Source organism: Thioalkalivibrio sp. ALD1 (genome assembly GCF_000381245.1).
In the GTDB taxonomy this organism is placed as follows: domain Bacteria; phylum Pseudomonadota; class Gammaproteobacteria; order Ectothiorhodospirales; family Ectothiorhodospiraceae; genus Thioalkalivibrio.
This window is the reverse complement of sequence record NZ_KB906243.1, coordinates 208542-222172: the sequence shown is the minus strand read 5'-3', so window position 1 is coordinate 222172 and position 13631 is coordinate 208542. Positions and strand designations below refer to the sequence as shown.

The window sequence follows — 13631 nt, the reverse complement described above, 5'->3', positions numbered from 1 at the left end:
GCAGGCGACGTCGGTTCAGACTGCCTTGTCCTTTTTCCAGCGAGGCTTGGCGAGGCCCGGGATGCGCACCAGTTCGGTTCCGGACAGCCAGTCGTGCAGCATCCAGCGCCGCGGGTGGAACTGCGACAGACCCAGAGCGAAGATCGCCGCGGCGGTAACCGCCACGGTCGCCACGGCACCGTGCTGACGCACCGCCCAGATCGCCATCAGAACCACCAGCCACTGTGCGGCCGCGACCATATAGCGCAGCGTGGCCTGCCAAGCGTTGACTGGCTGGCCATGTTCGGTGCGCAGCTGGATGTTCCAGGTCTGCATGCCCAGGGTCTGCCCGGTACGCGTCCAGAACCAGAAAAAGAACGCCCAGCCCACGAACAGGTTGGCAATGAAATGCGCGCGGGTGGAGTACAGGCCGGTCAGATTGCCCAGTGCCACCACGATCATGCCCAGTACCATCCAGATCGCGACCAGCAACAGGGCGTCGTAGATGATCGCGCCGAAGCGGCGCAGCAGGCCGGCGGGCAGGCCTTCGATATTCTTGGGGTCTTGGCTCATGGGCAGGGTCGGGATCGGTATGCAGGTTGGAGGAATGTGCAAGGAGCGCGTAGTCTTCCTGTATGGAGCGACGGTTTCAACGTATCCCCCTGGAGTTTCCGGCCACCCTGATCCATGCGAACGGGGAGTCTCCCGTGCGCGTCGAGGATATCTCGCTGCGTGGCGTCCTGGTCGAGGGGTCGCAGATCCCGACTCTGGAGGCGGGTGCCGTGGTCACGCTGGACATCCCGTTGTCCGACGAGGCGCGGATCGCGTTCGAGGGCCGTGCGCGCTGGCAGGAGGGCCTGTGGCTGGGGCTCGAGATCGAGGCGATGCCGCTGGAATCGGCGACGCACCTGCGCCGGCTGGTCGAGCTCAACCTGGGCGACGAGGCTCTGCTGGAACGTGAATTCGCCGCCATGGCCGAGTCCGTCCCGACTCGCGAGTAGCTCGGCTGCATTGAGCGTTCATTGGCGGCGCCCCGGATGGGGTAATCAGAAGACTTCCCGGAACGGGAGCACCTCCACCCATTCGCCCACGCGCGCCCCGTCCGACTCGCGCGGCAGCACGATGTAGGCGTTGGCCTCGCTCATCGCGCGCAGTTGGTGCGAGCTCTGGCCGCCGGCCGAGCGCACGATCCACCCACGATCATCGGTCGCGAGCACGGCCCGCTGGAAGTCCTTGCGCCCGGGGGTCTTGCGCAGGTCCTCCACCAGGCGTGCACTGATGGTCTGCGGCGGCGCGGTGTCGTGTCCGGCCAGGATCTGCAGGGCGGGGCGGACCAGCAGGGCGAAGGTCGTCATGACCGCAACCGGGTTGCCGGGCAGGCCCAGGAAATGAGCATTGCCGAAACGCCCGAAGGCCAGTGGGCGACCAGGCTTGATTGCGATCTTCCAGAAGCCGACCTGGCCCGAGGCCTGCAGCACACGGGTCACATGGTCGGCATCGCCGACCGAGACCCCGCCGGTGGTGATGATCAGATCCGCCTCCTGCCCGGCGCGCTCCAGTGCTTCGCGCACGGCCGCCTCGGTATCGCGGATCACGCCGTAGTCCAGTGCCTCGACCGGGTAGGCCGCCAGCAGCGCGCGCAGCGTGTGGCGGTTGGAGTCGTGGATCTGGCCCGGGCCCAGCGTCTGTCCCAGCGGCATCAGTTCGTCGCCGGTGGAGAAGAACGCGACCCGCGGCTTGCGCAGCACGCGCAGTTCCGCGATCCCCTGGCTGGCCAGTACGCCGATCTCGGCGGCGCCAATGACTTGTCCCTGGTCGAAAAGCGCGATCCCTCTGGCGGTGTCGCTGCCCGGGCCGCGGATGTTGTGCCCGGGCGCCAGACCGCCGTTGTTCAGGCGGATCCCGGACTCGCCGATGCGCTCGACCTGTTCCTGCATGATCACGACATCGGCCCCGTCCGGGACCACGGCGCCGGTCAGGATGCGCACGCACTGGCCCGGTTCCACGGTGCCGTCCCAGGGGTGCCCGGCGGCCGAGGTCCCGGCTAGTATCAGCTCGCGACCTTCGACGGCGTCGTCGGCGCGCAGGGCGTAGCCATCCATCGCGGAGACGGCGGCTGGCGGGACGTCGATACGAGCGGCGATCGGTTCGGCCAGGGTGCGCCCCAGTGCGGATTCCAGCGGTACGGTCTCGAATTCAGTCAGCGCATCGCAGGCCTGCAGGATGGCCGCGCGCGCCTGTTCCAGGGTCAGGGCGTTGGGGTCGAACTCGTCGCAGCTAGGTGCGGCCTGGGCCATGGAGGTCTCCGGATCAGGGATTCAGGTTGAAGTGGTCAATGATAAAACGCGCGATCGTATCGGGGTCGTTAATCGGCAGCAGGGGACCGTCGAAGTCCAGCTCGGTGGCATCGGTCGCGACCGCGATCACACCGGGGATCTCCGGGTAGAGCGGGGGCTTGCCGACGGCCGGCCGGTGGACCTCGATCTTTGGCAGGTCGGCCTGCTTGAAACCCTCGACCAGGATCAGGTCCGCGCGCTCCGGGTCCAGGCGCGAGCAGAGCATGTCCAGATCCGGGACACGGCCATCGTCGGTCTCCGGGGTCTCCACCATCAGCGCATAGCGGCGGCAGGAGGCAACCAGCATCTGATCCGAGCCGGCGTGGCGCAGTTCAAAGCTGTCCTTGCCGGGGGTATCTACGTCGAACGCATGGTGCGCATGCTTGATGACGGCGGGTCGCTGCCCACGGGCACGCAGGGCGGGAATCAGCGCCTTGAGCAGGGTGGTTTTGCCGCTCCCACTCCAGGCCGCAAAGCCGATGCGCGGGAGGCTGAGAGGATATGGGTTCATGGTCGTCTGCTCGCGTTATGCGCGCCTGAGTATAACGCTAAGCCGGGAGAGCGGAAGGGCGTGCGCGAACTGTTCATCAGCCGTCGAGATCCTCGGGCGTATTCAGGTTGACGAAGTTGTCGGGCTGGTCGGAGAAGTCGACGACCGTGGCGCCGATGTCGCGAAACCAGCGCCCGACCGCCAGTGACCCACCCCCGAGGTCCGCCTCCAGGCGCGTAGCCAGCTCGGGTCTGAGCAGGGCGAACAGCGGTTGCAGGCGTTCGCCGTCATGGGCGATTGCGGCCGGAGCGTCGCCAGGACCCAGCGCCTGGTCCAGCCGTTCGGCCAGGTCGGGCGGCAGAGACGGGGCATCCACCGGGACACAGAGCAGGCTGTGCCCGGGGTAGTACGCCCATGCCGTGGCGATCCCGGCCAGTGGTCCGGGATAGTCTGGCCGAGTATCCGGACGACAGGGAAACCCCAGCGCGCGATAACGGTCGATATCGGTGTTGGCGCTGATCACGATGGAGTCCACTTGCGGCTGGATGCGTTCGATCACCTGTTCTACCAGCGGGCGGCCCCGATACTTCACCCAGCCCTTGTTGCGCCCACCCATGCGCTGCCCGCGCCCGCCGGCCAGGATCAGACCGAGCAACGGATGCGAGGTGTTGGCTCCAGGTATTTCAGGCATCGTATCTGGGGGTTCGGGGCCGCAATGGCCTATGGTTTAGGGTGTACGTGCGTGACGGTATGGCCGTCGCGGAGTGTACGACGAAACAGGATCGACGGGAGAGGAAGCCCATGAAGCGAGGCGGCATGCGCCTCTGGCGGACCGCAATCTGGCTGGTGTTCCTGCTGCTGGGGGCTGGCTGGCTGGCGGCTTCCACGCTGGCGGAAACCGGGCAACGGCACGCACTGGTGCTGACCGTGGAAGATGCCATTGGGCCGGCTACTGGCGATTACATCCGCCGGGGCATCGAGCGTGCGGAGACCGAGGACGCCGAGATCATGGTCCTGATGCTGGACACCCCCGGTGGGCTGGATTCCAGCATGCGCAGCATCATCCGCAACATCCTGCAGTCGGATGTCCCGGTGGTCACCTACGTCCACCCCTCGGGTGCCCGCGCAGCCAGCGCGGGGACCTACATCCTCTACGGGTCGCATGTGGCCGCGATGACCCCGGCCACCAACCTCGGCTCCGCCACGCCGGTGCAGATGGGCGGTGGCGGCCTGCCGGGCATGGACCCGCCGGAAGAGGAAGCCACCGACGAGGCCAATGACAATGGCAACGGGGATAACGGTACCGAGGACGGAGACAACGGCGAAAACGGTAACGGTAACGGCAACGGCGACAACGGCGAGATCGAACCGGCCACCGAGGAAGAACTGCTGGACGACGATCCCCCCTCGCCCCGCCGGGGCGGTGATGCGATGGAGCGCAAGGTGCTGGAAGATGCGGTGTCCTACATCCGCGGCCTGGCCGAGCGCTACGACCGCAACGCTGATTGGGCCGAGGAGACGGTGCGCGAGGGTTCCAACCTGACCGCGACCGCCGCGCTGGAACAGAACGTGATCGACTTCGTTGCGGACAACCTCGACGACCTGCTGGCGCAGATCGACGGCCACACCGTGCGTATGCATGATGGCGAGCGCACATTGTCCACCGAGGGGCTGGAGATCGTGCGCATGGATCCGGACTGGCGCACCCAGCTGCTGTCGCTGATCACCAACCCGAATATCGCCTACATCCTGATGCTGATCGGGATCTACGGCATCATCTTCGAGCTGGCCAATCCGGGTGCGATCTATCCCGGGGTGATCGGCTCAATCGCGCTGATCCTGGCATTCTTCGCGCTGCAGGTGATGCCGGTGAACTACGCAGGCCTGGCGCTGATGCTGCTGGGCATGATCTTCATGATTGCAGAGGCCTTCGTACCCAGTTTCGGGGCGCTGGGCATAGGAGGAATCGTGGCCTTCATCGTTGGCTCCATCATCCTGTGGGACGACCCGCAGCTCAACGTGGCGATCCCGCTGGTGGTCGGCACCGCCATTGCCATTGGCATCCTGTCGGTTTGGGTGCTGGGTCGGCTGTTCAGTCTGCGCGGCAAGAAGCCCGCCACCGGCTATGAAGAGATGATCGGCATGATCGGCGAGGCGCGCGAGGACTTCGACCACAGCGGGCGGGTCTGGGTCCACAGCGAACAGTGGAACGCGGAGACCTCGGCACCGGTCCGCGAAGGACAGAAGGTGCGCGTGACCGCGATTGAAGGACTCAGGCTTCGGGTCGAACCCGTGACCGAAGAAGACACCCCGGGCACTGCCTCGGCCGGCTAGGGAAACACTGATTAATGTACACACTCGCGTTGGTACCCCAGGTTTTCCGAGACAAGGCGCGGTGCGCAGCCGGTAGTGGTTCTACCGGCAAGGGCCGCAACGCAGGATCGGGGAACCTGGGGTGCCAACCCTACGACTTAATTAACGAAGGGGCTCGGCCGCTTTTGCGCGGGAACGGCGTTGCGGCTCCCTTGTGCAGAATGACTGCACGGCAGTCACCGCGCCTTGTTCGCACGCAAAAGCGACTCGAGCGCGAGCGTGTACATTAAACAGTGTTTCCCCCGCCGGCCCGGCACCCTCAACATAGAAGGAGCAGGACATGAACGATCTCGGTTTCTTTGTCGTCCCGCTAGTCATCCTGATCGCCATCATTGTGATGTCGATCAAGGTGCTGCGCGAGTACGAGCGTGGCGTCATCTTCTTCCTCGGCCGCTTCCAGTCGGTGAAGGGCCCGGGCCTGATTATCGTGATCCCGGGCATCCAGCAGATGGTCCGGATCGACCTGCGCATCATCACACTGGACGTGCCCAGCCAGGACGTGATCTCGCAGGATAACGTGACGGTTCGGGTGAACGCGGTGCTGTACTTCCGCGTGGTGGATTCTGCCAAGTCGGTGATCCAGGTCGAGGACTACTACGCAGCAACTAGCCAGCTTGCGCAGACCACGCTGCGCTCGGTGCTCGGCAAGCATGATCTGGACGAGATGCTCTCCGAGCGCGACAAGCTGAACAACGACATCCAGGAGATCCTCGACTCGCAGACCGATGCCTGGGGCATCAAGGTCACCAACGTCGAGATCAAGCACGTTGACCTGGACGACTCGATGATCCGCGCGATCGCGCGCCAGGCCGAGGCCGAGCGTGAACGTCGTGCCAAGGTCATCCACGCCGAGGGCGAGCTGCAGGCGGCCGAGAAGCTGGTACAGGCGGCCCAGAAGATGGAGGCGAGCCCGGCCGCCCTGCAGCTGCGTTACATGCAGACGATGTCCGACATGTCGACCAACGGCAACGCGAACTCGATCTTCTTCCCGCTGCCGCTGGAGCTGACCAAGGTGTTCGAGAATCTCGCCGGCAAGTTCCGCGCGGAGAACCCGGAAGCCCCGGGCAATCCTGCTAACCCGGGAGGCAACTCGTAGGCCGAGCACGGGAAGTGACCGTCGCGGCTGTCCAGTCCGACACCCTCGACCGTTTCCTCGACGAACTCTGGGCGGTCGAGGGCCTGTCGGATCACACCCTGGCGGCCTATCGCCGCGACCTCGAGGCCCTGGCGCGCTGGCTGCACGGGCGCGGGGTCGCGCTGGAGGCGGCCAGTGGTGCCGATCTGCTGGGGTTCGTCAGCGCCCGCATGCAGGCGGGGGCGCGGCCGAAGTCGATTACGCGTGCCCTGTCCAGCGTGCGGCGGTTCTACCGCTATCTGGTGCACCAGGGCGAGCGCGAGGATGACCCCAGCGCCGGGATCGAGTCCCCGCGCGCCGGGCGGCCGCTGCCGGACAGCCTGTCCGAGGGCCAGGTCGACGCCCTGCTGGCGGCCCCGGAACTGGACACCGCGGTCGGCCTGCGCGACCGCGCGATGCTGGAGCTGATGTACGCGACCGGCCTGCGCGTGTCCGAGCTGGTCGGTCTGGAACAGTCCGAGGTGAACACCCGCCAGGGCGTGGTCCGCGTGACCGGCAAGGGCGACAAGGAACGCCTGGTGCCGCTGGGCGAGGAGGCCGTGCACTGGCTGACACGCTATCTGCGCGAGGCGCGGGGCGAGCTGATGGCCGGTCACCCGCCGGTGGATACCGTGTTCGTGACCCGGCGTGGCCGGGGGCTGACGCGCCAGGCCTTCTGGTATCGCATCAAGCACTATGCGCGGGCGGCCGGTATCGAGGCGCCCCTGTCGCCGCATACCCTGCGCCATGCGTTCGCGACCCATCTGCTCGACCACGGTGCGGACCTGCGCGTGGTGCAGATGCTGCTGGGCCACTCCAGCCTTTCGACCACGCAGATTTATACCCACGTCGCACGCGCCCGCCTGCAGAGCCTGCATGCGGAACATCATCCCCGCGGTTGACGTCTACTACCCCGATCTCGCCGGTTTTAACAGGCACCCTGTGTCGGGGCTGCTAGACTGGCGCCGTTTTTTGCACAGCCACGAGAGAGTCCATGTTTTTGATACGCGCACTGCCCCTGGCCGTCCTGCTGACCGCCTTCACCTCTACCGCCACCGCGACCGATGCCATCGAAGAGCGCATGGCGGAGGTCATTCCCAACGCCGAGATCGACAGCATCCAGGAAACCGGTATGGAGGGGATCTTTGAAGTGCGTTACGGCACCGAGATCTTCTATGTATCCGGGGATGGCAAGTACCTGCTGCAGGGCAACCTGATTGACCTGGATACTCGCGACAATCTCACTCAGGAGTCGCTGCGTGGGGTGCGCGCCGACATGTTTGCCGCGATCGACGACGAGGAACTGGTTGTCTACTCGCCAAACGGCGACACCCGCGGCGTGCTGAACGTGTTTACCGATCCCAACTGCCCCTATTGCCGCGAGCTTCACCAGGACATCCCGCAGTACCTGGAGGCCGGCATCAAGGTGCGTTATTTGATGTTCCCGGTGCTGGGGCGTGATTCCCCGCAGATCATGGACCGAATCTGGTGTGCGGACGATCGCGAGGACGCGATGGATCGCGCGAAGGTCGGTGAAAAGCTGGAAGAAATCGATGGCAGCTGCGACACCCCGCAGGACGCGCACATGGCGCTGGGCCAGCAGCTGAACCTGCGCGGCACCCCGGCGCTGGTGACCGAGGACGGCCAGCAGATGTCCGGCTACCAGGAGCCGGAGGCCGTCATCGAGCGGATCGTCGGCGGTAGCTGAGCCAGCACCCCCCTGTAGGAGGCCAGCCCTCTGGCCGATGCAGCACCTGCAGGAGCGGCTTGCCTGTGAGGTCCCCACCTGCGCGGATGAGGGCGTCGGTGTTTGCCTGATCAATACAGCAACGAGGCCATCTGCCGCCGGTACTGTCCGACCAGCGGATGGTCATCGCCCAGCACCTTGAACGCGGCCAGCAGGCCCTTCTGGCCGGCACCGTCGTTGTAGGCGCGGTGCTGTTTCATCAACTGCAGGTACAGCCCCAGGGCTTCCTCGGCACGTCCGGAAAGCATCGCGTAGGCGGCCATTTTCTCCAGAGCCTCGGGGCTGGGGTCGCCGGACTGGATCTCCTTCGCCACGGCCTGCGGGTCGATGCCGGCCGCGGTCCTGGCGAACACCAGCCGCGCGCGCAGTTCCTTCACCGCGTCCTGTTCGTGCTGGTCCATCGGCAGCTTGTTCAGCTCCGCCTCGGCGGCGCCCGCATCGCCGGACTGGGCCAGGGCACGGGCCAGTTCGATGCGCAGGTCGCCATTGTCGGCGTCTTCCTCAAGCGCGGCCTTGAGCGTGGCCAGGGCCCCGTCCACGTCGCCGGTTTTGGCCTGTTCACGAGCCTGTTCGATGATCCTGTCCGAAGGCTTTTCCAGATAGCGGTCGATCATCGCGCGGATATTCGGTTCCGGCTGTACGCCCATGAACTGGTCCACCGGCTTGCCGTGGCGGAACACCATCACGGTGGGCAGGCTGCGCACGCCGTACTGCTGGGCCAGGGCCTGCTGTTCGTCGCTGTTGACCTTGGCCAGGCGGAACTGGCCGGCGTACTGCGCGGCCAGTTGCTGCAGCAGGGGCATCAGTTGCTGGCAAGGCCCGCACCAGGCGGCCCAGAAGTCGACCATCACCGGGCGTTGATGGGACTCTTCCAGCACGGCCTGCTGGAAGCTTTCCTGGGTGACGTCGAGGATGTCCTCGCCGGTTACGCTTGCGGCCTCTGCCATGGGAATCCTCCTGGAACGTTGAATACGGAATTTGCCATGCAATTGTTGGGATCATGGGGGCGATTGCAAGCAGCCCTGATTTGCTACCCTTCGCGCATCCGCGAGCGCGCGATCGACACAGGAACCATCACGTGAGCTATTCCGCATCCGATATCGAGGTCCTCGAGGGGCTGGACCCGGTGCGCAAGCGCCCGGGCATGTACACCGACACCACCCGCCCGAACCACCTCGCCCAGGAGGTGATCGACAACTCGGTGGACGAGGCGATCAGCGGCCACGCCAAGCGCATCGACGTGATCCTGCACAAGGACGACTCGGTATCCGTGTCCGATGACGGCCGCGGCATGCCGGTGGATCTGCACCCGCGCGAGAACCGCCCGGGGGTGGAGGTGATTCTGTCCACGCTGCATGCGGGCGGGAAGTTCTCGGACAAGAACTACCAGTTCTCCGGCGGCCTGCACGGGGTGGGCGTCTCGGTGGTCAATGCGCTGTCGCAGCAGCTCGAGGTGCAGATCAAGCGCGACGGCCGCGAGTACCGCATGGCCTTCGCCGGCGGCCACAAGACGCAGGACCTGGAAGCGGTCGGCGAGGTCGGCAAGCGCAATACCGGCACCACGCTGCACTTCTGGCCGGACCCGCAGTACTTCGACTCCGCAAAGTTCTCGGTCCCCCGGCTCAAGCACATCCTGCGTGCCAAGGCTGTGCTGTGCCCGGGCCTGACCGTTACCTTCCGCGACGAGACCACCGGCGAGGCCTGCGAATGGTGCTACCAGGCGGGTCTGCGCGACTATCTGGTGGAGGCGCTGGACGACCTGGAGCGTCTGCCGGAGGAGCCCTTCATGGGCGCGATGGCCGGCGCCACCGAGGCGGTGGACTGGGCGGTGACCTGGTTGCCGGAGGGCGGCGAGGTCGTCAGTGAGAGCTACGTGAACCTGATCCCGACCACCCAGGGCGGCACGCACGTGAACGGCCTGCGCACCGGTCTGACCGACGCGGTGCGCGAGTTCTGCGAGTTCCGCAGCCTGCTTCCGCGCGGTATCAAGCTGGCGCCGGAGGATGTCTGGGAGCGGGTCGCCAGCGTGCTGTCGTTCAAGATGCAGGACCCGCAGTTTGCCGGGCAGACCAAGGAGCGTCTGTCTTCGCGTCAGGCCGCGCCGTTTGTCTCCGGCGTGGTCAAGGACGCCTTCAGCCTGTGGCTGAATCAGCACCCGCAGCAGGGCGAGCGCATCGCCGAACTGGCGATCCAGAACGCGCAGAAGCGCAGCCGCGCCGGGCGCAAGGTGGTGCGCAAGAAGGTCACTCAGGGCCCGACCCTGCCGGGCAAACTGGCGGACTGCGCCAGCCAGGACCTGGAGCGCACCGAGCTGTTCCTGGTCGAGGGTGACTCGGCCGGTGGCTCCGCCAAGCAGGCGCGCGACCGCGATTTTCAGGCGATCATGCCGCTGCGCGGCAAGATTCTGAACGCCTGGGAGGTCGACCCGGACCAGGTGCTGGGCTCGCAGGAAATCCACGACATTTCCGTGGCCCTGGGCGTGGACCCGGGCCAGGCCAGCCTGGACGGGCTGCGCTACGGCAAGGTCTGCATACTGGCCGATGCCGACTCCGACGGTGCGCACATCGCCACGCTCCTGTGTGCGCTGTTCCTGAGGCACTTCCGCCCGCTGGTCGAGCGCGGGCATATCTACATCGCAATGCCGCCGCTTTATCGCGTGGATGTCGGCAAGCAGACGTTCTACGCCCTGGACGACGACGAGAAGGCCGGCGTGCTGGAACGCATCGAGGCGGAAAAGCTGAAGGGCAAGGTCGCCGTGACCCGCTTCAAGGGCCTCGGCGAGATGAACCCGCTGCAGCTGCGCGAGACGACCATGAATCCGGACACTCGGCGCCTGGTGCAGCTCACTCTGGACGCCGCCGACGATACCCAGCAGTTGATGGATATGCTGCTCGGCAAGAAGCGCGCGGCCGAACGCCGCGCCTGGCTGGAAGGCAAGGGCCACCTGGCCGACGTCGCCGTTTGAAGATTGCCGAGTCTCCTTGAGGTGCTGCGGCCCGTCATCGAGCCCGTAACTTAGCGGCGCTTGCGGCGTTTGCGGCGGCCGAGCTTGATGCGCTTCAGGGCGGTTTGCAGCTCGCCCTGAGCCTCGCGGGGGATGGACCCGGAGGCGCGCAGGCGCGCGCCCTCGCGAGTGCGCATCGCGGTCACGCGCCCGCGCTGGATCCCGTAGCGCCGGGCGACATCCCGGGCGGTATGTTCGAAGTGCATGGGCACGTCACCACGCCGCGCCCGCGGCTTGCCGTCCACGATCTCGAGGCTGAACAGGATGCTGGCCTGCCAGATGATCCATGCCGCCGCAGCGAGCAGCAGCGCAATCATCAGCAGTAGCGCGGTGAGCATGGACATGTTGGTCTAATCCGACTCCGGTTCCGGTAGTGCTTCGACCTCGCGGCGAAAGCGCTGGAAATCATCGCTGTCTCGCGCCAGCCCGTCCAGTGTTTCCTGCGGGAGCGAGTCGATCCGAGCCTGGGTGTTCTCGACGCGCTCGCGGGTGGTGGGATGGGTGGCGAAGAACTGCTCAACCCGGCCGGGATCCCGGTCGCGCTCGTCCAGCAGGGTCTCGAAGAACGAGACGAGGCCGATGGGGTGGATGCCGGCATCCACCATATAGCCAATGGCCACGTCGTCCGCCTCGCGCTCCGCCTCGCGGCTGTAGCCGGCGAATACACCCGCCGCACCGACCTGCACGGCGACTTGCTCCGCCGCGCCAGGATCGCGTCCAAGAATCACGCCGTAGACGACGGCAAGCCCCATTTCCGCCTGTTGCGCGCGGCGCCACTGGTCGATGCCGTGGCGCTTCACCACATGCCCGACCTCGTGTGCCAGCACGCCGGCCAGCTCGGACATGTCATCCGCCCGCTCGATCAGGCCGCGGTAGACATAGATATGGCCGCCGGGCACGGCGAAGGCGTTTACGTCCGGCCCGTTGACGACGTAGAAGGTGTAGTCGATCTCTTCGCGATCGTCGGCCACCGCCGCAATCGAACGACCCAGCGAATTGATGTAGTCGTTGATGGCCGGCTCTTCGACGATGGGCAGCTCCGCGTTCAGGTCCGCAGCCAGATCCTCGCCCAGCTGGCGCTCCTCCTGCACCGACACCCGTGGTGCGCAGGCGCTCGCCAGTACAAATACACCGATCAGGGCCAGCACTGCGGCCAGCCGCCCGTACACCGTTCGCATACCAATGGCTGTCATACCCGTCCCTCTCGATTCGTGTTGACCCATTTCCCCAACATAGAGGGTTTTCGCATGGATCGGGAGCCCCGGCACCCTGGTGCACGCCTGCTTCGTGACATCCCGCCCGTTGCGTGATGCAGGGTCCACGGTGGTTTCTCTGGTCTGGCGCTTTGGGCTCCACAGGTTTATAGTGTGCAGTAAGCACATAATAATTAAATATGTGCGTAATGGTGGTTCCTGGAGGTTGCCCATGAGTGTCGCAACAGTTGCAGCGCCGGAGCGCGCGGATGTCCTGCGCGAGGCACTGGTCAACGCCGGCAAGGCGCTGGGTCTTACCCAGGCGGATCTGGGCGAGGTCGTCGGGCGCGGACGCACGGATATCAGTCGAGGCAACATCGACCCGGCCAGCAAGCCGGGGGAGTTGGCGTTGCTGCTGATCCGCTGCTATCGCGCCTTGTATGTGCTGACCGGCGGGGATGCCGCGGCGATGAAGCACTGGATGCACACGCAGAACCACCACACCGGCGGCGTGCCGGCCGAGCAAATCCGTACCGTGCAGGGGCTGGTGGGCGTGCTGGAGTATCTCGACGCGATTCGCGGCAAGCTGTGAGCTGAGTGTCTGCCACGCCGGACTGGAATGCGCTGGTGAAAGCCGCGCCGCGCGTCCCACTGCGTGGCGAGGTCCTGCGTCTGGTGGAGAGCCAGGAACAGGTAGCCACCAACCAGATCGTTTCCTCGCTGGACCGCCAGGCCGTGCTGGAAGAGATGCTGGAGGCGACCAAGCCACCCCGGCGCGCCGGCACCGAACGGCTGCACTACCTGCTGGCGACCCCGTTTCGCTACCCCCCGCTGCGCCACGGCTCGCGCTTTGGCCGCCGTCACGAGCCCAGTCTTTTCTATGGCGCCCGGAGCGAGCGCACCGTACTGGCCGAGGCGGCCTTCTATCGCTTCGTCTTCTGGTACGGCATGGCCACACCGCCGTCGCGCAAGCTCGACACCCAGCACACGTTATTCGCCGCGCGCTACCTGAGCCCCGAAGGCCTGCAGCTCCAGGAGCCGCCGTTCGCGCAGCACGCAGAACGGCTGCGCCACCCTGCCGACTACCGTGCCACCCAGGCCCTGGGCGCGGTCCTGCGCGAGGCCGGGATCGACCTGTTCGAGTACACCTCTGCCCGCGATACCGGGGGCGGCCTCAACCTCGCGCTCTACAACCCGCGGCCGTTTACCCGCAACAAGCCCACGCGCCAGGACCCCTGGCTGTGCCAGCTCAGCGCCGAGCACGTCCGCTTCCTCAAGCCCCGCGACGGGACCCTGTACGATTTTCCTCTGAGTCCGTTCCTCTATCAGGGCCGCCTGCCGCTACCCGCCTGAGTACCTTCCCCGTACGTCGATCGGCACAGAGCAGGCCGGCCC

Annotated in this window: 15 protein-coding genes; 8 read left to right on the top strand and 7 right to left on the bottom strand. The window is 66.1% G+C overall.

Annotation, left to right across the window (positions count from 1 at the left end):
* Positions 1 to 15: 15 nt before the first annotated feature.
* On the bottom strand, positions 16 to 552 hold the full coding sequence (locus F623_RS0108420) for an RDD family protein (RefSeq protein WP_018862078.1): 537 nt from the start codon (positions 550 to 552) through the stop codon (positions 16 to 18).
* A gap of 62 nt (positions 553 to 614) precedes the next feature.
* Between F623_RS0108420 and F623_RS0108415 the strand changes: the two genes are divergently transcribed.
* Positions 615 to 980 carry a PilZ domain-containing protein gene (locus tag F623_RS0108415; RefSeq protein WP_018862077.1) on the top strand — a complete coding sequence of 122 codons (366 nt, stop codon included), beginning with the start codon at positions 615 to 617 and terminating at the stop codon, positions 978 to 980.
* Positions 981 to 1025: 45 nt separating this feature from the next.
* Here F623_RS0108415 and glp read toward each other — a convergent pair whose 3' ends face one another.
* The 3 genes from glp to mobA all read right to left on the bottom strand — a co-directional run bounded on the left by glp (position 1026) and on the right by mobA (position 3496).
* Positions 1026 to 2276, bottom strand: a complete 1251-nt coding sequence (gene glp, locus F623_RS0108410) for a gephyrin-like molybdotransferase Glp (RefSeq protein ID WP_018862076.1) — start codon at positions 2274 to 2276, stop codon at positions 1026 to 1028.
* Positions 2277 to 2289: 13 nt separating this feature from the next.
* Positions 2290 to 2826, bottom strand: a complete 537-nt coding sequence (mobB, locus tag F623_RS0108405; protein WP_018868392.1) for a molybdopterin-guanine dinucleotide biosynthesis protein B — start codon at positions 2824 to 2826, stop codon at positions 2290 to 2292.
* 76 nt (positions 2827 to 2902) lie between these two features.
* Positions 2903 to 3496, bottom strand: coding sequence for a molybdenum cofactor guanylyltransferase MobA (gene mobA, locus F623_RS0108400; protein ID WP_051079730.1), 594 nt, complete (start codon positions 3494 to 3496; stop codon positions 2903 to 2905).
* 110 nt (positions 3497 to 3606) lie between these two features.
* On the opposite strand from mobA, the gene F623_RS0108395 reads away from it, so the two are divergent.
* From F623_RS0108395 to F623_RS0108380, 4 genes are all read left to right on the top strand, one after another.
* Positions 3607 to 5139, top strand: a complete 1533-nt coding sequence (locus F623_RS0108395; protein ID WP_018868394.1) for a nodulation protein NfeD — start codon at positions 3607 to 3609, stop codon at positions 5137 to 5139.
* A 319-nt stretch (positions 5140 to 5458) separates the two neighbouring features.
* On the top strand, positions 5459 to 6274 hold the full coding sequence (locus tag F623_RS0108390) for a slipin family protein (RefSeq protein WP_018868395.1): 816 nt from the start codon (positions 5459 to 5461) through the stop codon (positions 6272 to 6274).
* A gap of 14 nt (positions 6275 to 6288) precedes the next feature.
* Positions 6289 to 7194 (top strand): site-specific tyrosine recombinase XerD, encoded by a 906-nt coding sequence (gene xerD, locus F623_RS0108385; protein ID WP_018862071.1) that lies wholly within the window; start codon positions 6289 to 6291, stop codon positions 7192 to 7194.
* 92 nt (positions 7195 to 7286) lie between these two features.
* Positions 7287 to 8000, top strand: a complete 714-nt coding sequence (locus tag F623_RS0108380) for a DsbC family protein (RefSeq protein ID WP_018862070.1) — start codon at positions 7287 to 7289, stop codon at positions 7998 to 8000.
* Between the two features lie 110 nt (positions 8001 to 8110).
* On the opposite strand, the gene trxA is transcribed toward F623_RS0108380, so the two are convergent.
* Positions 8111 to 8986, bottom strand: coding sequence for a thioredoxin (gene trxA, locus F623_RS0108375; RefSeq protein ID WP_018868396.1), 876 nt, complete (start codon positions 8984 to 8986; stop codon positions 8111 to 8113).
* A gap of 131 nt (positions 8987 to 9117) precedes the next feature.
* Here trxA and parE point away from each other — a divergent pair, with 131 nt between their 5' ends.
* Positions 9118 to 11004 carry a DNA topoisomerase IV subunit B gene (gene parE / locus F623_RS0108370; protein ID WP_018868397.1) on the top strand — a complete coding sequence of 629 codons (1887 nt, stop codon included), beginning with the start codon at positions 9118 to 9120 and terminating at the stop codon, positions 11002 to 11004.
* 50 nt (positions 11005 to 11054) lie between these two features.
* Here the strand turns inward: parE and F623_RS0108365 are convergent, their stop codons facing one another.
* Positions 11055 to 11381: a DUF3634 family protein gene (locus F623_RS0108365; protein ID WP_026278733.1), complete on the bottom strand. Its 327-nt coding sequence runs from the start codon at positions 11379 to 11381 to the stop codon at positions 11055 to 11057.
* 12 nt (positions 11382 to 11393) lie between these two features.
* A complete protein-coding gene (locus tag F623_RS0108360; RefSeq protein ID WP_051074684.1) occupies positions 11394 to 12236 on the bottom strand; it encodes a M48 family metallopeptidase in 843 nt (280 codons plus the stop codon).
* A 232-nt stretch (positions 12237 to 12468) separates the two neighbouring features.
* Here F623_RS0108360 and F623_RS0108355 point away from each other — a divergent pair, with 232 nt between their 5' ends.
* Entirely contained in the window at positions 12469 to 12828 is a 360-nt protein-coding gene (locus F623_RS0108355) for an MbcA/ParS/Xre antitoxin family protein (RefSeq protein WP_018862065.1), read from the top strand.
* A 5-nt stretch (positions 12829 to 12833) separates the two neighbouring features.
* Complete coding sequence (locus F623_RS0108350) at positions 12834 to 13589, top strand: RES family NAD+ phosphorylase (protein ID WP_038040435.1); 756 nt, start codon at positions 12834 to 12836, stop codon at positions 13587 to 13589.
* Positions 13590 to 13631 lie beyond the last annotated feature (42 nt).

Coding starts and splice junctions, on each gene's coding strand:
- F623_RS0108415 (WP_018862077.1), top strand. CDS start 615: ATGGAGCGACGGTTTCAACGTATCCCCCTGGAGTTTCCGGCCACCCTG.
- F623_RS0108360 (WP_051074684.1), bottom strand. CDS start 12,236: ATGACAGCCATTGGTATGCGAACGGTGTACGGGCGGCTGGCCGCAGTG.
- mobB (WP_018868392.1), bottom strand. CDS start 2,826: ATGAACCCATATCCTCTCAGCCTCCCGCGCATCGGCTTTGCGGCCTGG.
- F623_RS0108380 (WP_018862070.1), top strand. CDS start 7,287: ATGTTTTTGATACGCGCACTGCCCCTGGCCGTCCTGCTGACCGCCTTC.
- F623_RS0108390 (WP_018868395.1), top strand. CDS start 5,459: ATGAACGATCTCGGTTTCTTTGTCGTCCCGCTAGTCATCCTGATCGCC.
- F623_RS0108355 (WP_018862065.1), top strand. CDS start 12,469: ATGAGTGTCGCAACAGTTGCAGCGCCGGAGCGCGCGGATGTCCTGCGC.
- trxA (WP_018868396.1), bottom strand. CDS start 8,986: ATGGCAGAGGCCGCAAGCGTAACCGGCGAGGACATCCTCGACGTCACC.
- F623_RS0108420 (WP_018862078.1), bottom strand. CDS start 552: ATGAGCCAAGACCCCAAGAATATCGAAGGCCTGCCCGCCGGCCTGCTG.
- glp (WP_018862076.1), bottom strand. CDS start 2,276: ATGGCCCAGGCCGCACCTAGCTGCGACGAGTTCGACCCCAACGCCCTG.
- mobA (WP_051079730.1), bottom strand. CDS start 3,496: ATGCCTGAAATACCTGGAGCCAACACCTCGCATCCGTTGCTCGGTCTG.
- F623_RS0108395 (WP_018868394.1), top strand. CDS start 3,607: ATGAAGCGAGGCGGCATGCGCCTCTGGCGGACCGCAATCTGGCTGGTG.
- F623_RS0108365 (WP_026278733.1), bottom strand. CDS start 11,381: ATGCTCACCGCGCTACTGCTGATGATTGCGCTGCTGCTCGCTGCGGCG.